This is a genomic window from Flavobacterium macacae, from assembly GCF_003865365.1.
GTDB classification, from domain to species: domain Bacteria; phylum Bacteroidota; class Bacteroidia; order Flavobacteriales; family Flavobacteriaceae; genus Flavobacterium; species Flavobacterium macacae.
The window spans coordinates 72281-91449 of the sequence record NZ_RQVR01000003.1; the positions used below are offsets into that span (position 1 = coordinate 72281).

Consider the following 19169-nt stretch of genomic DNA (forward strand, 5'->3'; position numbering starts at 1 on the left):
CTTTGAAAATATCTAGAGAAATTAAAACCGCGATTCTTGTCATTTCCTCAATTTTATTATTTATTTGGGGATATAGTTTCTTAAAAGGAACAGACCTTTTTAATAATTACAAAACATTTTATGCCGTTTACGACGAAGTTGAAGGTCTTGCACCATCAGCTCCCGTAACAATCAATGGTCTTGCCGTAGGAAAGGTGACCAGCATCACGCTTCACGACGATGGAAAACTATTGGTAGAAATTCAAGTAAAAACTGATTTTCCAATATCAAAGACCACAATTGCTACCATTTATGAGCCAGGATTATTGGGCGGAAAGAGTATCGCCTTAATTCCAGATTTTAAAAATACAGTGGAGGCAGTGGATGGACAGCAACTTTCTACAAATGTAAAACCAGGGATGCTTTCAAATATTGGAGACAAGCTATCGCCACTTCAAACTAAAGTTGAAAAAACCGTAGTTACTGCTGATAGTCTATTGATGGCTTTAAACAATGTCTTTGATAGAAATACACAAGAAAATCTTAGAAAATCGATTGCTGAATTAGCTGTAACGATGAAAGAATTTAGTGCCGCTGCAAAAGGAGTAAATGGCCTGATTGCGGACAACAAAACAAAATTAGACGGTACTTTTACGAATTTAGATAAAGCGACTGCCAATTTTTCGCAACTTTCTGATTCATTGAACAATGCCAATATCGGTGCCGCAATGAAAAAATTAGACAAAGCATTGACCAATGTAGATAAAATCGTTAATGATGTTCAGTCAGGAAAAGGTTCTTTAGGTAAATTGCTTAAAGATGAAGGAATGTATGATAATTTAGAAGCCGCTTCATTAGAAATGAAACAGCTGGTGCGAGATTTAAAAGAAAATCCGAAACGTTACGTGCATTTTTCAGTTTTTGGTAAAAAACCAAAGCCGTATGTTGCACCAAAAGAAGACGAAAAGGTTAAAGATACTATTAAATAAAAAAGCCTGATGAGCTACATAGACAATATTTTATTTGCCATATTACTTGGTTTAGGCTTCGGATATTTTGCTTTAAATGTAAAAAAACTAATCCGCAATATTAAGTTGGGTCAAGACGTAAACCGTTCTGACAACCCAAAAGAACGTTGGGCAAATATGGCAATGATTGCTTTGGGCCAATCAAAAATGGTCAAGCGTCCCGTTGCTGGAATTCTGCATATTATTGTTTATGTAGGTTTTGTTATTATCAATATTGAACTTTTAGAAATCATCATCGATGGCCTTTTCGGAACGCACCGTGTTTTCGCTTTTATGGGCGGATTTTATGACGTGTTAATTGGTTCTTTTGAAATTCTGGCGTTTTTAGTTCTTGTGGCGGTTCTTGCTTTTTTGACCAGAAGAAATATCATCAAATTAAAAAGATTTATTCACAATGACTTGAAAGGCTGGCCAAAAAGTGATGCCAATTATATTCTATATTTTGAAATCGTATTGATGTTGCTGTTCTTGTTTTTAAATGGTTCTGACTTGGCTTTGCAAATGAAAGATGCGCCACATTATACCAAAGCAGGTGCTTTTCCAATCAGCCAATTTATTGCGCCATTATTTGAATCCATGTCAGTTGGAACGCTTATCATCTTTGAAAGAGCATTTTGGTGGCTTCATATTGCCGGAATTTTAGTGTTTATGAATTACTTGTATTATTCAAAACACTTGCACATTCTTTTAGCTTTCCCAAACACTTACTTTGCCGATTTGAATCCAAAGGGTAAGTTTGATAATCTTGAATCAGTTACTAAGGAAGTAAAACTGATGATGGATCCAAACGCTGATCCGTTTGCGGCGCCAGCGCCTGATGCAGATGCAGCACCAACAAAATTTGGAGCAAGCGATGTTCAAGATTTAAATTGGGTACAATTATTAAATGCTTACACGTGTACAGAATGTGGCCGTTGTACGTCTGCCTGTCCAGCAAATATTACAGGAAAAAAACTTTCTCCTCGAAAAATCATGATGGATACCCGTGATAGGATGGAAGAAGTAGGAAAAAATATGGATGCCAATAAAGGTGTTTTTGTACCCGATAATAAAACCTTATTAAACGATTACATTACTCCAGAAGAACTTTGGGCGTGCACAAGCTGTAATGCTTGCGTTGAAGAATGTCCCGTAAATATCAGTCCGTTATCTATTATTATGGATATGCGTCGTTACTTAGTGATGGAACAAAGTGCCGCGCCAATGTCTTTAAATGCAATGATGACTAATGTAGAAAACAACGGCGCACCATGGCAATACAGCCAGCAAGACCGTTTAAATTGGAAAAACGAAAATTAATTCCAAACCCTGCATTAAACTTACCCCTCAACACACTAAATTAAAATAGAATGAAAACTGAAGACATCGACAAAAACTTATTGGCTATTTCTGAAAACGGAGAGGCAATCAGTCCGATACTTCCCGAAGGAATTAAAAATTATCTGATCGACATTGATGGAACAATCTGTGATGATATTCCAAATGAAGAGCCTGAAAGAATGGCTACCGCCGAAGTATATCCAGATGCATTGGCAACCTTAAACCGCTGGTATGACGAAGGACACGTTATATTTTTCTTTACGTCAAGAACTGAAGCCCACCGTGATGTTACGGAACAATGGTTGAAACTGCACGGTTTCAAATACCACGGAATGGTGATGGGCAAGCCTCGTGGAGGAAATTACCACTGGATTGACAACCACTTGGTAAAAGCGACCCGTTACAGAGGGCAATTTACAGACTTAGTGGATAAAGAAGTTACCATCCAAGTTTTTGACGACGGAAAACACGAATAAATTGATAAGCAAACAATTCGATTTTTATGAATTTATAAAGATTTAAAAATCGAATTGTCTAAAAATCTAACAATCAAAAAATATATGTCAGAAGTTTTATCTGTGCCAACAATGGCCGAAATGTTAGCCGAAGGAAAGCAACCCGAAGTATTATTCTGGGTAGGTTGTGCCGGAAGTTTTGACGATAGAGCAAAAAAAATCACGAAAGCTTTTGTTAAGATTTTAAACAGGGCCGGGGTTTCTTTTGCAGTTCTTGGTGCAGAAGAAAGCTGTACAGGCGATCCTGCAAAGCGCGCTGGAAACGAATTTCTTTTCCAGATGCAAGCCATGATGAACATTGAGGTTTTGAATGCTTATGAAGCTAAAAAAATCGTGACGGCTTGTCCGCATTGTTTCAATACGCTTAAAAATGAGTATCCAGAATTAGGCGGAAACTATGAAGTGGTGCATCACACGCAATTTTTGAAATCACTTCTAGATGAAGGAAGATTGACTATTGAAGGCGGCCAATTTAAAGGAAAAAGAATCACTTTCCACGATCCGTGTTATCTTGGAAGAGCCAATAAAATTTACGAAGCGCCAAGAGACTTAATTGAAAAATTAGACGTGGAATTGGTCGAAATGAAACGCTCAAAAGCAAACGGTTTATGCTGTGGCGCGGGTGGCGCGCAGATGTTTAAAGATGCCGAACCCGGAAATAAAGAAGTGAATGTTGAAAGAACGGAAGACGCTTTAGAAACGGCGCCAGATATTATTGCGGCGGGCTGTCCTTTCTGCAACACGATGCTTACAGACGGTGTAAAAAACAAAGAAAAAGAAGCACAAGTGAAAGTGATGGATATCGCTGAGCTTATTGCAAATGCAAAAGACCTGTAAATTCAGGAAAAGGAGTGGACCTCCTAAATTAAAAATTATAATCTAATAGTATTATGTATATTCCTTTTGAAAATTTGCCAGACGAATCAAAAATCTGGATTTATCAATCAAATAGAAAATTTTCAGATGAAGAAATGGCTGAAATCGAGACGGATCTGAAAGCTTTTGTTGAAAGTTGGGCCGCTCACGGAACCGGTCTTGAGGCTTCCTATCAATTAAAATACAATCGTTTTATAATTTTAGCCGTAAATCAAGAAGTTCAAAATGCAACAGGCTGTTCTATTGATAGTTCGGTGCAGTTTATTCAAGATTTAGAACAAAAATATAGCGTAGATTTATTGGATAAAATGAATGTTACTTTCAAATTAGGAGAGCACATTGCACACAAACCTTTGATTGAATTTAAGAAAATGGCCAAAGAAAAAGCCGTTTCTGGAAATACTATTGTCTTCAACAATCTCGTTAATACTGTTGGCGAATGGCACGAATATTGGGAAGTTCCAGCTAATGAAAGCTGGCATAGCCGTTTTTTCTAAAACAAATTTTACATTGATGAGATATTTTATTTTTAGCCTGCTGTTCTTCAGCCAGACTGGATTTTCACAGTCTAGCGTTCCTGATTCAAATTTTATAGAAATAGATAGGACTAAGGAAATTGCGTGGGTCGACAGCATCTATAATAAAATGACGATGGAAGAAAAAATCGGACAGCTTTTTATGGTTGCCGCTTATTCTAACAAAGATTCTACTCACGTTAATTCTATTGACCGGCTGATTGAACGCAATCACATTGGCGGTGTTATCTTTTTTCAAGGTGGCCCAATGCGCCAGGCGAAATTAACAAACCGGTACCAAAAAAAATCTAAAGTTCCTTTGTTCATTGGTATTGACGCCGAATGGGGATTGGGAATGCGTCTTGATTCTGTTATCAAATACCCTTGGAATATGACTCTTGGAGCCATCCAAGATATGAAACTGATTGAAAAAGTAGGCGAACAATATGGAAAACAAAGCCGTAGAGTGGGAGTTCACTTTAACTTTGCTCCGGTTTTAGATATCAATACGAATCCAAAAAATCCAATTATCGGAAACCGTTCTTTCGGGGAAGATAAATTTAATGTGACCGAAAGAGCTTCGGCATTAATGCGCGGTATCCAAAACCAAGGTGTTTATGCAACTGGAAAACACTTTCCGGGTCACGGAGATACTTCAACAGATTCCCATTACACGCTTCCATTGGTTAATTTTTCAAAAGAAAGATTAGAAAGCACCGAGTTTTATCCTTACAAAAGACTTTTTAAAGAAGGTTTAGCGAGTGTGATGGTGGCGCATTTGAACGTTCCAAGTTTAGAACCTCGCGACAATTATCCTTCCTCCATATCGTATAACATAGTTACAAATGTGCTTCAAAAAGAGCTTCATTTTAACGGATTAATTTTTACGGATGCCCTGAATATGAAAGGTGCGACTAATTTCAAATCTCCCGGAGATATTGATTTAGAAGCTTTTTTGGCCGGAAATGACATTCTTCTTTTTGCAGAAAATGTGCCGTTGGCTTTAGAAAAAATCTGTGTTGCCATTCAAGATACCGTTATCCCTGAATCAAGGTTGGAAAAATCGGTGAAAAAGATCCTGAAATACAAATATTTGGCTGGTTTGAACCAATACAGGCCTATTGACATTCCGTTTTTATACGATGATATCAACAGTATGGAAGCCGATGCTTTGCAATATGAATTGTATGAAAATGCAGTTACGGTTTTAAAAAATGAGCAGGAAATCCTTCCTATAAAAGATATTGAAAACGAAAAGATTGCTTATGTGAAATTAGGCGATGATTCCAATAGTTCTTTTATTGGCACTTTGAAACAATATACGGATGTTACCGAAGTTTCTAATGACAGCCTGCCGAAATTGATTGAAGAATTAAAAGGATATTCTACCGTAATCATTGGCTACCACAAAGCAGATGGCGCTTGGAAAAAGCACGATCTTACAGTCGATGAAATTGTGAAAATCCAAGAGATTTCAAAGACCAACAGAGTTATTCTTGACATTTTTACGAAGCCTTATTCTTTGATCCCAATTAGCAATTTTGCCGATATTGAAGGTTTGGTTGTATCTTACCAAAATAGCGATGTAGCGCAAAGTGTTTCGGCACAGCTTATTTTTGGCGCTATCGGAGCAAAAGGCAAGCTTCCGGTTTCTATCGGGACTGCTTTTAAAACCAATGACGGCTTGAGAACCAAAAAACTCAATCGTCTTGGATTCACTGCTTCTGGAAATGTGGGAATGAATGCTAGAGTTTTAGACAAAATCGACTTGATTGCTAAAAATGCGATCCAAAGAAACATGGCTCCTGGAATTCAGGTTTTGGTGGCCCGAAAAGGAAAAGTAGTTTTCCAAAGATCTTACGGTTCTCACGATTACACGAACGCGACCAAAGTGAAAAATTCAGATATTTATGACGTGGCTTCGTTGACAAAAATGGTTTCGACCTTGCCGGCCGTGATGCAGTTGTACGACCAAAAGAAAGTTACTTTAGAAACAAAACTAGGAACAATGCTTCCTATTTTTGATAATACCGACAAAAAGAACATCACTTTCAAAGAACTTTTGTCGCATTATGCAAGACTTCAAGCTTGGATTCCGTTTTACCAAGCCACACTTGACGAACAAAAAGTGCCAAGCGAAAAGTATTACAGAAAAACGATGATGCCTGGCTTTACGTCGCAAGTTTCTGAAAATCTTTTTTTGAGAAATGACTATGAAGACACCATTGTAAAAATCATTGCCGAAAGCAAATTGCTTCCGAAAAAGGAATACAAATACAGCGATTTTACGTTTATCATCTTGAAAGAATACGTGGAAAGAATGACGGCAAAAAAATTAGATGTCGTTTCAGAACAAAACTTTTACAAAAAATTAGGTGCCAACAGCACGACATACAATCCGTTGCGAAAGTTTGATATGAGCGTAATTCCGCCAACCGAAGAAGATAAATATTGGAGATATTCTACAGTTCAAGGTTACGTGCATGACATGGCAGCCGCTATGCAAGATGGAGTAGGCGGTCACGCCGGAATTTTTTCCAACTCGATTGACCTTGCCAAAATTATGCAGATGTACCTGAACAAGGGAACTTATGGAGGCATCACGTACTTTTCACCAGCCACTTTTGACGCTTTCAATACAACTTATTTTTACAAAGAAGGCAACCGAAGAGGTCTTGGTTTTGACAAACCGCAACTTCCCGGAACGATTGGTTCAGTATATCCTGGAGTTTCAAAATCTAGTTTTGGTCATACCGGTTTCACGGGCACGATGGCTTGGGCGGACCCAGAAAAAGAGCTGGTGTACATCTTTTTGTCAAACAGGACCTACCCAGATTCAAACGCGCCAAACGCACTTTCTAAAGAAAATGTGCGCGAAAACATCCAAAAAGTCATTTACGACGCCATAGAAAAATAAAATAAATCAAGCTATATTTTGCGTCTTAGCGCCTTTTCGAGTCCTCATTCTCGGCAAGCCGTTAAGACGCAATTTTTTTTGAAACGAATGTTCAGGCATTTTTTGGAATCCCTTTTCCCGCTTTCTGCAGTAGCTTTTTTTAACCGTAAACGGATTAAAAAAAGGCTACAGCCACCAATCGGGGTTAGTTTAGGAAATTACTTTTCAATCCGTTAACTTTGTCATACCAACCCTAAAACCAAACAAAAAAAAGATGCAGTCAACAGCAAAAACTCCACAAGAATATCTTGAAAATCTTCCAGAAGACAGAAAAGAACCCATGGCAAAGTTTAGAAACCTAATTCTTGAAAGCTTACCAAAAGGTTTTGAAGAAGGAATGTATTATGGAATGTTGACGTATGTTGTTCCGTTTGCCACCTATGCGGCAGGTTACCACTGCGACCCAAAAAATATGCCGTTGCCTTTTGTCAGTTTGGCATCCCAGAAAAATTTTATTGCCCTTTACAATATGGGAATTTATGCCAAGCCAGAACTATTGGATTGGTTTGTAAAAGAATATCCAAACCATTCCAAGCAAAAATTAGATATGGGAAAAAGCTGCATCCGTTTTAAAAAAATGGACCAAATCCCCTATGATTTAATTGCAACGTTGCTTTCAAAAATCACAGTTGAAGAGTGGATTGAAACCTATGAAAAATTATATAAAAAATAAAAGCCAATGCGGGTGCATTGGCTTAAAATTTAAAGTTTTTTTTATTTACTGCATTGACGAGAAATTTCCTTGATAAGAACCCGTTATTGTTTTATTAGGCAGTACTTCATCAAATTCCACTGCAATTACATTGTTAAACTGCAATTTATATTTGTTATTTCCTAAATCAGTTACTGTAACAGTTCCCTCTTCAAAGAAGTATGCTTCTTCACCTTTCATATAACCTCCGTCAGCGCTGACATCTTCAAAAGAATCTACAGAATAAGTCCCATCGATGCTTGTTTGTGAGGCGGGATAGGTAACTGACAATGTTAGTTGCTCAGAAGAAGAAGCGCCAGTACCCAGGCTTGCCAATTGAAATGTTCTTACTTTTGATTCTGAATCAGCCTGATACATTGTAGAAGCATTAAAAAAGGGAGCCACGGCGCCTGATTGATTAAAAGGTACATTGTCAATCATGATGTTAGTAGGCTCAGAATTTGGATCTGAATCTGAATCGTCGCTGGAACAGCCTGTTAGCAACAATGACATTGCAGCAAATGCAAAAAATAATTTTTTCATAATAAGTGGTTTTGGTTAGTTCACAAATATGGATAAAAAATCAATAGGTTTTATAAATACTATTTTTTTTCTTACTAATTAATTCTTAAATTCATAAAATATCTTCTTTTTATGCTGAACCTACCGACGTTAAATTTGTTTAAAATTAAAAAATAACCTTTCTTTTTAAGTACTTTCGTACTACAATTTATATTTCATTATGAAAATCGCAATCGTATGTTATCCCACCTTTGGCGGAAGCGGTGTAGTTGCCACAGAACTAGGCCTTGAGCTTGCCAAAAAAGGACACGAGATACATTTTATCACGTATAGCCAACCTGTTCGTCTGGCACTTTTAAATCCCAATATCCACTACCACGAAGTTAACGTTCCTGAATATCCGCTGTTTCATTTCCAGCCTTATGAATTGGCGCTTTCGAGCAAATTAGTGGATATGGTAAAACTTCACAAAATTGAATTGCTTCATGTTCATTATGCCATTCCGCACGCCTATGCAGGCTATATGGCAAAAAAAATGCTGAAAGATGAAGGAATACGAATTCCGATGGTGACCACGTTGCACGGAACTGATATTACCTTGGTCGGAAGCCATCCTTTTTACAAACCGGCGGTAACGTTCAGTATCAATAAATCGGATATTGTAACTTCGGTTTCTCAAAGTTTAAAAGACGAAACCTACAAGCTTTTTAATATCAAGAAGGATATTGAAGTAATTCCAAATTTTATTGAAGTCAATAAAAACAGGATCGATGAAAACGCGCCTTGCCAAAGAGCCTTGATGGCTTCAAAAGGAGAGCGCATTATCACGCACATCAGTAATTTTAGGGAAGTGAAAAGAATTCCTGACGTGGTTAAAATCTTTGATAAAATCCAAAAAGAAATTCCTGCCAAGCTGATGATGGTTGGCGAAGGACCTGAAAAAGAAAAAGCGGAGAAGCTTTGTGAAAAATTAGGGATCAGCGACAAGGTGATTTTCTTTGGCAACAGCAATGACATTGACAAAATTCTGTGTTATACTGATTTATTTTTGCTTCCCTCACAAACCGAGAGTTTTGGTTTGGCTGCGTTAGAAGCGATGGCTTGCGGCGTGCCTGTAATTTCAAGTAACTCTGGAGGACTTCCTGAAGTTAATTTTGAAGGAGTTTCGGGTTATTTGAGTGATGTGGGAGATATTGACGGAATGGCAAAAAATGCACTTTCGATATTAAATTCAGATGAAGAATTACATAAATTTAAGCAAAATGCGTTAGGAGTTGCCAAACAATTTGATATCTTGAACATACTGCCGCTCTATGAAGCGGTTTATGAAAAAGCATTAAACAAAAAAATATTGTTATGAAAAAGATAGTTTTAGTTCCGTTTGTCCTTCTTTTATTTTCTTGCGATAGCACAAAAATAGCCAATGAAACTGCTGAAAAACCAGTTACAGAACAGAAAAAAACGTCTGAGAAATTGTATACTATTTTAAGTGAATCTGATTATCAAGGAAAGGAAGCCAGATCTTTTGAAATAATTAAAGACAATGAGGGGCTTTCAAAATTATATGCATCCGTAAATGACGAGCAAGTTCCGAAAATTGATTTTTCTAAAGAAAGAATTGTGGCCTTGTTTTTAGGACAAAAAAATACGGGAGGTTATTCTATAAAAGTGAAAAATGTGGTTGAAAAAGGAGGGAAGATATATGTTTCTGTGGAAGAAACTGCTCCAAAACCAGGAGGAATGGCAACCATGGCAATTTCTAATCCCTACACGATTGTAAAAATAAATGCTACAAAAGATATTGTTTTTGAATAAATAAAACACAGTTTATAAAAAAAAACATCCCGATATTCTCGGGATGTTTCTGTATAGTATTTTGTCTGTTTTAGAATGTAAAACGTGCACCAAGAGCGATGTCTGGACCAAAATTGTCATCTCTAAAATCATCACCAAAATACAATTCTGGTCTAAAATCAAGAGATAATTGCAATGGGAAATCAAATTTATATTCGATTCCGATATCTCCAGCCACTAACAAAAATGTTCCGCTGTCATCATAATCATCGTTTGGGAAATAATAACGTTTGTCATAATCATACGTTCCAATACCACCACCAACACCAGCATACCAGTTAAAACCGCCTTCAATGTTCCAAACCCATTGGTATAACCCAACTAGTTTTATGGCATCATAATATTTTGAATCACGCCATCCCAAATCAAGTTCAAGACGATTGTTGTCACCCAAGCCTCTTTGGTAAGAGAGTTCTCCTCCAAAACCGTCGTTGTCACCAAGTCTTAATCCTAAAGCGTTTTTTGCAATCTCTTGTGATTGAGCTGTAAACGCCATTCCTGCTAGCATAAATGCTGATAAAAATAGTTTTTTCATAATTGTTTTTATTTAGAGTTCACTACAAGGTAATAATATAGTCGAGTATTCTAATTAAAATTATGAATTTTATAACATAAAATTTTACAAGAAATATGCGGTGTTTATTTATTTAAAACAAAATTCACCATAGTGTTTTCAGTCAAAAGCGTTTCCATTTCATGATAATCTTCTTCCACAATTTCTATGTTTGCAACATGCCTGTATAATTTCCATCGTTTTTTATTGTATTCTAAAGCAGTCAGGTTTTCTACCCAATCGCCTGAATTCAAATAGTGCGTTTCTCCCTTTTTATTCGACTGCCTTAAAATTTTAGGTTCATGGATGTGGCCGCAAACGACATAATCATATTTATTTTCAATAGCCAAGTCAATTGCCGCAGCTTCAAAATCACCAATAAATTTTACTGCTTTTTTTACGCTCGATTTAATTTTTTTAGAAAAGGAGTAAGGTTCCCTTCCTAATTTCATCAAACACCAGTTAATAAATCGATTTAAAAGGATCAAATAATCATACCCGATGCCGCCTAATTTGGCAATCCATTTGGCGTGTTGCACCGAAGAATCAAAAATGTCTCCGTGGAAGAACCAGCTTTTTTTTCCGTCTAAATCAAGAACCAATTTATCTAAAATAGAAAAATTACCTAAACGAGAATCGCTGAATTTGCGTAACATTTCATCGTGATTTCCGGTAATGTAATAGACTTGAGTTCCCTTTGAAGTAAAATCAATAATTTTTCGGATGACTTTTAAATGTGATTTTGGAAAATACGATTTTCTGAATTGCCAGATGTCCACAATGTCTCCGTTTAAAATTAACGTCTTTGGCTTTATTGAAGAAAGATAATTATGCAGTTCTTTTGCGTGACATCCAAAAGTACCAAGATGAACATCTGAAATTACTACGAGTTCTACGGCTCTTTTTTTCAATTTGATGTTATTTAAAGTTTTACAAATTAAGTTTTCAAATATTAATTCACTTTTATTTGAAGGTTAAATTATGATGATTAATTCCTTTTGAAATGCAGGAATTTTGTAATTCATAATCCTTACATTTGCTTTAAATCGAAATAAAATGGCAGGAAATACTTTTGGAAATCTATTTAAGGTAACCACTTTTGGAGAATCTCACGGCGAAGCTTTAGGCGGAATTATTGACGGATGTCCTCCAGGAATTGAGTTGGATTTCGAAGCCATCCAACATGAAATGCAACGTAGAAAACCAGGACAGTCTTCTATAGTCACGCAAAGAAAAGAAAACGACGAAGTGCAGTTTTTATCCGGAATTTTTGAAGGAAAAACAACCGGCACTCCAATTGGTTTTATTATTCCGAATACCAATCAAAAGTCTGATGATTACTCCCATATAAAAGATACATTTCGACCTAGCCACGCTGATTATGTTTATGAAAAAAAATACGGAATCAGGGATTATCGCGGAGGCGGCAGAAGTTCAGCAAGAGAAACAGCCAGCAGAGTAGTGGCCGGTGCGATTGCAAAACAGGTAATTCCGGATATAAAAATTAATGCCTTTACTTCTTCCGTAGGAGAAATTTTTATTGACAAACCGTATCAAGATTTGGATTTTTCAAAAATAGAAAGCAATGCGGTTCGTTGTCCAGACGAAGCTTCGGCTCAAAAAATGGAAGACTATATTAAACAAATCAGGAAAGAAGGCGATACTGTTGGCGGAACGGTAACGTGTGTGATTCAAAATGTACCGATTGGTTTAGGCGAACCGGTTTTTGATAAATTGCATGCGGAGTTAGGAAAAGCTATGCTTTCAATCAATGCCGTGAAAGGTTTTGAATACGGAAGCGGTTTTTGTGGCGCCAAAATGAAAGGAAGCGAACACAATGATTTGCACAACGCGGACGGAACTACAAAATCAAATCTTTCCGGCGGCATCCAAGGCGGTATTTCAAACGGAATGGATATTTATTTTAGGGTAGCTTTTAAACCAGTGGCCACAATTATGCAAAAACAAGAGTCGTTAAACACCTATGGAAACTTAGTAGAAATGCAAGGAAAAGGTCGCCATGACCCATGTGTTGTTCCCAGAGCAGTGCCAATTGTGGAAGCTATGGCTGCATTAGTAATTGCAGATTATTTTTTATTAGCGAAAAAGTAAAATCCTGCTAAAAATTTAACATATAAAAAAATTAATATATTGAAAATAAGCATAAATTCGTGTAAATAATTAAAATAATATTAATATGAAAAAAACTTTACTTTCAGGTGTCTTTTTATTAAGCACTTTTATTTCTGCGAATGCACAATTTTCACAGAGTTTTGAAGGAAGCACTACAACTCCTGCTGGCTGGTCAGTTATTGCTGGAGGTGATACAGGGCAGACTTGGGTGATTACAGATTTAGCTGCAAGTGCTGGTATTAGTGCTCAAAATGGAACGAATGTGTTTTCAATCAATTATGGTACTACTGCGCATAATGATTTTTTAGTAACACCTCAAATTGCCGTTGTTGCTGGTGTTTCAGATAAATTAACTTTTTGGGGAAGAAGCAGAGATGCTAATTTTCCAGAGACAATTTCTGTAAAAGCTTCAATGACTACTGCAACTGCAGCTGCTTTTACAACAACTTTGGCTGCTACAATTGCTCCAGCCGGAGGAACTTCATTTTATAAATATACCATTGATTTAGCCTCATTTGCAGGTCAATCAATTTATGTAGGTTTTCATAGTCAAACTACAGATCAATTTGTTTTTGATATTGATAATGTTGTTGTGGGAACTACAATGTCTTGTATTGAGCCAACAAGTGCACTTACATTTACAAACGTGACCAATACTTCATTAAATCTTGCCTGGACAGCTGCAACACCAGCACCGGCTCAAGGATATGATATTTATTATTCTACGTCAGGTGTTGCTCCAACAAGTGCAACGGCAGCGAATTTATCTGTGGCAGCAGGTGTAGTTACTACACCAGTAACAGGATTAACTCCTGGTTCGAAGTATTATTTTTATGTACGTTCAAAATGTTCTGCTACAAGTTCTTCAGTTTGGGGACAATTAGGAACTATTCTTACAGCTTTCACTCCTGTTGCTCCACCATACAGTTACGGTTTTGACAATGCAGCTGGTTATTTACCAGATGGTTGGACAGGAACTTGGTCTACAAATGCTACAGCTGGAAATCCACAAGCAGGTACCCAAATGATTTTTTCTAACAATTCTATTACAGCCGCAACAAACAGATGGTTATTTTCTCGTCCATTTAGTTTAGAAGCTAATTCAGTAAACACAATCACTTTTTATGTAAGAAATTTCGGTGCGGCTCCAATTCCTCCACAGAGTTTCAAATTAACTACTGCTAACACAAATATTATTGCAGATCATACAAATGTTGTTTACACTTCGTCAACTTTAGCGAATAACACTTGGACTCAAATCACAGCTAGTTTTACACCTACAACAACTGGTATTTATTATTTTGGTTTCCACCATTTTTCACCAGTTCAAGCTACAACTGTATCTTTTGCTCTTGATACTTTTGCTATTTCTTCAGTGTTATCCACAAAAGAATTTAGTACTAATTCATTAAATGTCTATCCGAATCCATCTAATGGACTTGTAAACATTTCAACAGATTCTAATTATAGTTTAATTTCAGCTAACATTTCTGATTTAAACGGAAGAACAGTTAAAACATTGAAATTAAACGGAGAATCTACTTCTCAAATCAACATCTCTGATTTAGCAGCAGGTGTTTATATGATGAACATTGCTTCTGATCAAGGTTCCGTTACTAAAAAGATTGTAAAAAATTAATTCAGTTTCTATAAAATTTAAAAGCCAAACTTTAAAAAGTTTGGCTTTTTATTATAAGAATTTTGCTTTCAATTCTGGTGTTGGTATCATGCAGGCGTCTTTTTTTCCATACCATTTGTACCTGTTTTTAGCGATGTAATCGTAAACAGAATTGGTTAGTGATTTTGGCAAAACAGAAAACCAACTTATGAAGGAATGAATTCCTCCCAATTCCTTTGCGATTTTTAAAGCCGCTTCCGCTTTGTAATAATAAGCATTTCCAGGTTCATACAGAATAATAGAATCTGTTTTTGAAAGATCCACGCCAATGTGTTTGATGATTTTTAAACCCAGCTCCGATTGCAAAGCCACAAACCTAAAAACATCCTTTTTATCGTGTTTGATAATAAACTGAATGGAAGCATCGCACAAATTACAGACTCCATCAAACAGAATTGTTTTTTTATTTTCGGGCAAGTTCATCATCATTTATTTTTTTGCTTCAACCAGTTCTAAAGAATCTAATGCTACTTTTGAAGTGAAAATTCCATAGTTGACCGTGACTTTTGTTTTTTCAATTTTATCAATGGTACCAATCGCTTTTCCATCAACCATTCGAACCCGATCGCCCAATTTTAAAATAGGTTTGGGCTTGTTGGCTTCTAATTTTATGGCTTTGATTTTCTTCTCTTTTTTCTCTTCTCGAATTTCCTCGACTTTTACGGCAACTTCCTTGATGATTTCCTTTTGGATGATCTCTTTTTCTTTCTTTTCTTTAACCGTAACTTTTTTACGCTTTGAATTTTCAATTTCCACCATCTTCAAAAATTCTCCAATCAAAAACTTTTTATCTTTATTATTGAAGTATTTTTCAGAAATATCATCCACTTTCTGCCCCATATAAATCAAGCGCTGGTTGGCATCATACAATTCTTGATAACGTTCTAATTTATCTTGAATTTTCACGTTGATGTTCTGCATTTTAGTACTTTCTTCACGCGCTCTAACTTCTTCTTCTTTTAAGTTTTGAGACGTTTTTTCAAGCTTGGAGCGTTCTTTTTGCAACGTAGCAATCGTTTTGTCAAAACGAACTTTTCCGCCTTCAATTTTCTTTTTGGCACGATTTATTAACCCAAAAGGAATTCCGTTTTTTTGTGCTACTTCAAAGGTAAACGAACTTCCGGCTTGACCGAGAATCAATTTATATAAAGGTTCCAGGGATTTTTCATCAAAAAGCATATTGGCATTTGAAGCAAAAGGCAATTCGTTTGCCAAGATTTTCAAGTTGGAATAATGTGTTGTAATAATTCCAAAAGCTTCCCTGTGATAAAATTCTTCCAAGAATGTTTCTGCCAAAGCGCCACCTAATTCAGGGTCAGAACCCGTTCCGAATTCATCAATCAGGAACAACGTTTTATCGTTGCATTTCTTCAAGAAATAATTCATATTTTTCAAACGGTAGCTGTAGGTGCTCAAATGATTTTCAATAGATTGATTGTCTCCAATATCCGTCAAAATTCGATCAAACAAAAATGTTTCGCTTCGCTCGTGAACCGGAATCAACATACCGCTTTGCAACATTAATTGAAGCAAACCAACGGTTTTTAGCGAAATGGTTTTTCCCCCGGCATTTGGCCCAGAAATTACAATGATTCGACTTTTATCCGTCAATTCTATGGTTTGAGGAAACGTGACTTCGCCTTTCTTTTTGTTGTTCAGATACAAAATAGGATGGAAGGCTTCTCTAAAAAATAATCGTTTTTCTTCGATAATATTCGGAAGAATTCCGTTGATTTTATTCGCATATTTTGCTTTACCGGCAACCACATCAATGTCGGCCAAAAACTCCTGGTACGTTTTCAAAAGTTCCAAGTGCGGACGGATATCGTTGGTCAGTTGCTTTAAGATTCGCGTAATTTCTTCCCTTTCTTCGTATTCTAAATTGCTTAATTCTCGCGAATATCGCAATGTAGCTTCGGGTTCGATATAAGCGATGCTTCCGGTTTTAGAATTTCCTAATATCGTGCCTTTAACTTTTCTTCGATACATTGCCGAAACCGCCAAAACCCTGCGATTTTCAACAATACTTTCTTTAATATCGTCCAAATATCCCAATCCGCTGTATTGGCTTAACGCCAATCCGAAACTCTGGTTGATCTTGCCACGAACCAAGTTCATATTTCGGCGGACTTCTACCAAAACAGGAGAAGCGTTGTCTTTTATTTCTCCGTATTTGTCTACGATTTCATCAATTTTTTGGGCGATGAATTTGGTGTATTCAACTTGCGATGATTTTGCATTTAATTGCGGATAATAATCGTTGAATTTTTTCAAGAAAAGCAACAAAACATTAACCGTTTCAGAAATCGTGGCAATTTTTCGAAAGCTTCCTACTTCTAAAAAACTGTCTTCAATCGCCAAAAATTTTATTTCGTGGTTGATCGACTCAAAACCGTGGTTGGGAATCGCGTTATTGTTGGTAAACGAAGAAACATATTCTGAAGTCTGGTGCAAGTTGTCCATCAGCTCTTTCTTATTATTTAAAGTCTTGATTTTCAATGCTTTTTCTTTTCCTAAATCGGTGTTGCAGATTTCTGAAATGGCTTGCAAGACGGTATTGAATTCTAAATCTTGTAATGTTTTATCTGTGATGCTGATCATTTTTTATACTAGCGAATTTTAGATACAAAAATACGAAAAACTAAGCCAAAGAAACACAGTTGTTTTACGGATTATACCAAAGGATTTATAATTTGTTTTAGCGCTTTTTCAAAAATCTTTCCGAAATTTGCAATTAAACTATATGTATGCAAGTCACAATTCATCCTTCTTGGAAATCGGTTTTATCAGAAGAATTTGAAAAACCATATTTTGAAAACCTAATCAATTTTGTAAAATCAGAATATGTGGCCCAGACTTGCTACCCAAAAGGTAACCAAATCTTTTCGGCGTTTGACCATTGCCATTTTGACGATGTAAAAATTGTAATCATCGGCCAAGACCCTTATCACGGACCAAATCAGGCCAATGGTTTGTGCTTTTCTGTCAATGATGGAATTCCTTTTCCGCCGTCTCTGCAAAATATTTTTAAGGAAATTTCAAGTGATTTGAACCGACCAATACCAACTTCCGGAAATTTAGAACGTTGGGCAGACCAAGGCGTCTTGCTTTTAAATGCGACTTTAACCGTAAGGCAAAGCGAGGCGGGAAGCCACCAGAAAAAAGGCTGGGAAACGTTTACTGACGCGGTTATCAGAAAAATATCAGATGAAAAGGAAAATGTGATTTTCTTGCTTTGGGGCGGTTTTGCACAAAAGAAAGCATCGTTGATTGACAGCAAAAAACATTTGATTTTAAATTCAGGACATCCTTCGCCGTTGAGTGCGAATCGTGGTTTTTGGTTTGGAAACAAACATTTTAGCAAAGCCAACGATTATTTAAAGTCAATTGGAAAAGAAGAAATTAACTGGTAAAGTGTTCTTTACTTTTTTACCCGAAGTATTTTTTTGACAATGGTGGGCTGAAAGTTTAAAAGAAGCCCTAAAGGTTTAAAAAATAGCCCTGATGCTGGAATTGTTTGAGCTCTTAAACCTGTGACCAAACAGGTTTAAAGCGAGTTCCTGCAGCAGGTAATTCATTTAAAAGTGCCATTTGTTGGGCTTCAACTAAAAATTTTAGCCTAAAGTCAAGGCTCCTAAAATTTCTTCAGACATAAACGGACCGCCCGGATATTTGGCCGTGTAATCAAGATTCAGCCAGATTTTACCACGTTCATCGATGTGATAATGTAATTCTTTTCCTTTGCTTTCTTCTTTAAATAGAACTTCTTTTATAAGATAATTGATGGCTTCAAGGTCTTTTTTGTCACCAATTAAAACCTCTGGATAAATGTGGCCGCCAGTGTGAATAAGCCTTGGCGTGCCTCCGACAGCGCGAACGGCGGCGGCCATCAAAATGGCGTGGTCGTCACAATCTCCCGAGAAATGAATCAGCGATTCAGACGCTCTGGCTATATATTCTTTCCCTTTTGGGTCGTTGACGTAATTCCAGCGGTTTTGAATTTCTTTAAAAACGGCAAAGGACTGAATTTGAAGACGGTATTCGCTGTAGCCTTTTACATCTCTGAAATATTTGGTGGTGGCCAAAAGCGCAAAGTTCCTGACCTTTGGATTGTCATATTCAATGGCATTCAGAATCTTTGACTTGTTTGGAAATGGAAGCAGTTTTGAGATGATGATGTCTTGCGGATTCGGGTCGTCAGACATGGCATAAACCATGGAGCGGTAATCTTCAAAAACGCTGTTGAAACCGTAGTTTCCGAACAAGCTTCCGAAGACTAAAACCAATAAATAAATGACAATGCAAACGATGATAATGGTGCGCAAAAGCCTTAAAATTAATTGGATGACGATAAGGATTCCTAAGAAAAGTAGGATTCTATCTAATTGAAACGGCCATTGCGGATCGATTAATTTCTGGTGGATAATGATGAAAACAGGAATGGCAATCAAGATATTTAAAAGCAATATAATGACACTGTCCCAAGGTTTTTTAACCTGGAGCTTGGCTTTTATTTCTTTAAAATTGATGTTTCCGAGTTTTGTCATAG

Annotated in this window: 18 protein-coding genes; 12 read left to right on the forward strand and 6 right to left on the reverse strand. The window is 36.7% G+C overall.

Annotated features, from left to right (window positions below):
* Positions 1-2: 2 nt before the first annotated feature.
* The 7 genes from EG849_RS03665 to EG849_RS03695 all read left to right on the forward strand — a co-directional run bounded on the left by EG849_RS03665 (position 3) and on the right by EG849_RS03695 (position 7862).
* Positions 3-968 (forward strand): MlaD family protein, encoded by a 966-nt coding sequence (locus tag EG849_RS03665; protein WP_125011733.1) that lies wholly within the window; start codon positions 3-5, stop codon positions 966-968.
* 9 nt (positions 969-977) lie between these two features.
* On the forward strand, positions 978-2306 hold the full coding sequence (locus EG849_RS03670) for a (Fe-S)-binding protein (protein WP_125011734.1): 1329 nt from the start codon (positions 978-980) through the stop codon (positions 2304-2306).
* A gap of 50 nt (positions 2307-2356) precedes the next feature.
* Positions 2357-2803 carry an LNS2 domain-containing protein gene (locus EG849_RS03675; RefSeq protein WP_125011735.1) on the forward strand — a complete coding sequence of 149 codons (447 nt, stop codon included), beginning with the start codon at positions 2357-2359 and terminating at the stop codon, positions 2801-2803.
* 84 nt (positions 2804-2887) lie between these two features.
* Positions 2888-3679 carry a (Fe-S)-binding protein gene (locus EG849_RS03680; protein WP_125011736.1) on the forward strand — a complete coding sequence of 264 codons (792 nt, stop codon included), beginning with the start codon at positions 2888-2890 and terminating at the stop codon, positions 3677-3679.
* 53 nt (positions 3680-3732) lie between these two features.
* Positions 3733-4215 (forward strand): ABC transporter ATPase, encoded by a 483-nt coding sequence (locus tag EG849_RS03685; RefSeq protein ID WP_125011737.1) that lies wholly within the window; start codon positions 3733-3735, stop codon positions 4213-4215.
* A 16-nt stretch (positions 4216-4231) separates the two neighbouring features.
* On the forward strand, positions 4232-7150 hold the full coding sequence (locus tag EG849_RS03690; protein WP_125011738.1) for a glycoside hydrolase family 3 N-terminal domain-containing protein: 2919 nt from the start codon (positions 4232-4234) through the stop codon (positions 7148-7150).
* Between the two features lie 253 nt (positions 7151-7403).
* Positions 7404-7862, forward strand: a complete 459-nt coding sequence (locus EG849_RS03695; protein ID WP_125011739.1) for a DUF1801 domain-containing protein — start codon at positions 7404-7406, stop codon at positions 7860-7862.
* Positions 7863-7907: 45 nt separating this feature from the next.
* Here the strand turns inward: EG849_RS03695 and EG849_RS03700 are convergent, their stop codons facing one another.
* Entirely contained in the window at positions 7908-8423 is a 516-nt protein-coding gene (locus EG849_RS03700) for a hypothetical protein (protein WP_125011740.1), read from the reverse strand.
* A 199-nt stretch (positions 8424-8622) separates the two neighbouring features.
* Here EG849_RS03700 and bshA point away from each other — a divergent pair, with 199 nt between their 5' ends.
* Positions 8623-9762 carry an N-acetyl-alpha-D-glucosaminyl L-malate synthase BshA gene (bshA, locus tag EG849_RS03705; RefSeq protein ID WP_125011741.1) on the forward strand — a complete coding sequence of 380 codons (1140 nt, stop codon included), beginning with the start codon at positions 8623-8625 and terminating at the stop codon, positions 9760-9762.
* The gene (locus EG849_RS03710; protein ID WP_125011742.1) at positions 9759-10217 is read left to right on the forward strand and encodes a protease complex subunit PrcB family protein; all 459 of its coding nucleotides are present in this window, start codon (positions 9759-9761) and stop codon (positions 10215-10217) included. Before bshA ends, EG849_RS03710 begins: the two co-directional genes overlap by 4 nt.
* A gap of 70 nt (positions 10218-10287) precedes the next feature.
* Here EG849_RS03710 and EG849_RS03715 read toward each other — a convergent pair whose 3' ends face one another.
* Together EG849_RS03715 and EG849_RS03720 are read right to left on the reverse strand one after the other, a co-directional pair.
* Positions 10288-10791, reverse strand: coding sequence for a hypothetical protein (locus tag EG849_RS03715; RefSeq protein ID WP_125011743.1), 504 nt, complete (start codon positions 10789-10791; stop codon positions 10288-10290).
* A 104-nt stretch (positions 10792-10895) separates the two neighbouring features.
* Entirely contained in the window at positions 10896-11720 is an 825-nt protein-coding gene (locus EG849_RS03720) for a UDP-2,3-diacylglucosamine diphosphatase (RefSeq protein ID WP_125011744.1), read from the reverse strand.
* A gap of 145 nt (positions 11721-11865) precedes the next feature.
* Between EG849_RS03720 and aroC the strand changes: the two genes are divergently transcribed.
* Together aroC and EG849_RS03730 are read left to right on the forward strand one after the other, a co-directional pair.
* Positions 11866-12921, forward strand: coding sequence for a chorismate synthase (gene aroC / locus EG849_RS03725; RefSeq protein ID WP_125011745.1), 1056 nt, complete (start codon positions 11866-11868; stop codon positions 12919-12921).
* A gap of 85 nt (positions 12922-13006) precedes the next feature.
* On the forward strand, positions 13007-14581 hold the full coding sequence (locus EG849_RS03730) for a T9SS-dependent choice-of-anchor J family protein (RefSeq protein WP_125011746.1): 1575 nt from the start codon (positions 13007-13009) through the stop codon (positions 14579-14581).
* A gap of 51 nt (positions 14582-14632) precedes the next feature.
* Here EG849_RS03730 and EG849_RS03735 read toward each other — a convergent pair whose 3' ends face one another.
* The gene (locus tag EG849_RS03735) at positions 14633-15046 is read right to left on the reverse strand and encodes a thiol-disulfide oxidoreductase DCC family protein (RefSeq protein WP_125011887.1); all 414 of its coding nucleotides are present in this window, start codon (positions 15044-15046) and stop codon (positions 14633-14635) included.
* A gap of 3 nt (positions 15047-15049) precedes the next feature.
* The gene (locus EG849_RS03740) at positions 15050-17221 is read right to left on the reverse strand and encodes an endonuclease MutS2 (RefSeq protein ID WP_125011747.1); all 2172 of its coding nucleotides are present in this window, start codon (positions 17219-17221) and stop codon (positions 15050-15052) included.
* Between the two features lie 146 nt (positions 17222-17367).
* On the opposite strand from EG849_RS03740, the gene EG849_RS03745 reads away from it, so the two are divergent.
* A complete protein-coding gene (locus tag EG849_RS03745) occupies positions 17368-18033 on the forward strand; it encodes a uracil-DNA glycosylase (RefSeq protein ID WP_125011748.1) in 666 nt (221 codons plus the stop codon).
* Between the two features lie 201 nt (positions 18034-18234).
* Here EG849_RS03745 and EG849_RS03750 read toward each other — a convergent pair whose 3' ends face one another.
* Positions 18235-19167, reverse strand: coding sequence for a transglutaminase domain-containing protein (locus tag EG849_RS03750; RefSeq protein WP_125011749.1), 933 nt, complete (start codon positions 19165-19167; stop codon positions 18235-18237).
* Between the last annotated feature and the right edge of the window lie 2 nt (positions 19168-19169).

Excerpts from the sequence above, each read along its gene's own strand:
- EG849_RS03675 (WP_125011735.1), top strand. The coding sequence starts at position 2,357 with ATGAAAACTGAAGACATCGACAAAAACTTATTGGCTATTTCTGAAAAC.
- EG849_RS03745 (WP_125011748.1), top strand. The coding sequence starts at position 17,368 with ATGCAAGTCACAATTCATCCTTCTTGGAAATCGGTTTTATCAGAAGAA.
- EG849_RS03735 (WP_125011887.1), bottom strand. The coding sequence starts at position 15,046 with ATGATGAACTTGCCCGAAAATAAAAAAACAATTCTGTTTGATGGAGTC.
- EG849_RS03740 (WP_125011747.1), bottom strand. The coding sequence starts at position 17,221 with ATGATCAGCATCACAGATAAAACATTACAAGATTTAGAATTCAATACC.
- EG849_RS03670 (WP_125011734.1), top strand. The coding sequence starts at position 978 with ATGAGCTACATAGACAATATTTTATTTGCCATATTACTTGGTTTAGGC.
- EG849_RS03715 (WP_125011743.1), bottom strand. The coding sequence starts at position 10,791 with ATGAAAAAACTATTTTTATCAGCATTTATGCTAGCAGGAATGGCGTTT.
- EG849_RS03730 (WP_125011746.1), top strand. The coding sequence starts at position 13,007 with ATGAAAAAAACTTTACTTTCAGGTGTCTTTTTATTAAGCACTTTTATT.
- EG849_RS03710 (WP_125011742.1), top strand. The coding sequence starts at position 9,759 with ATGAAAAAGATAGTTTTAGTTCCGTTTGTCCTTCTTTTATTTTCTTGC.
- EG849_RS03700 (WP_125011740.1), bottom strand. The coding sequence starts at position 8,423 with ATGAAAAAATTATTTTTTGCATTTGCTGCAATGTCATTGTTGCTAACA.
- EG849_RS03690 (WP_125011738.1), top strand. The coding sequence starts at position 4,232 with ATGAGATATTTTATTTTTAGCCTGCTGTTCTTCAGCCAGACTGGATTT.
- EG849_RS03685 (WP_125011737.1), top strand. The coding sequence starts at position 3,733 with ATGTATATTCCTTTTGAAAATTTGCCAGACGAATCAAAAATCTGGATT.
- bshA (WP_125011741.1), top strand. The coding sequence starts at position 8,623 with ATGAAAATCGCAATCGTATGTTATCCCACCTTTGGCGGAAGCGGTGTA.
- EG849_RS03695 (WP_125011739.1), top strand. The coding sequence starts at position 7,404 with ATGCAGTCAACAGCAAAAACTCCACAAGAATATCTTGAAAATCTTCCA.
- EG849_RS03750 (WP_125011749.1), bottom strand. The coding sequence starts at position 19,167 with ATGACAAAACTCGGAAACATCAATTTTAAAGAAATAAAAGCCAAGCTC.
- aroC (WP_125011745.1), top strand. The coding sequence starts at position 11,866 with ATGGCAGGAAATACTTTTGGAAATCTATTTAAGGTAACCACTTTTGGA.
- EG849_RS03680 (WP_125011736.1), top strand. The coding sequence starts at position 2,888 with ATGTCAGAAGTTTTATCTGTGCCAACAATGGCCGAAATGTTAGCCGAA.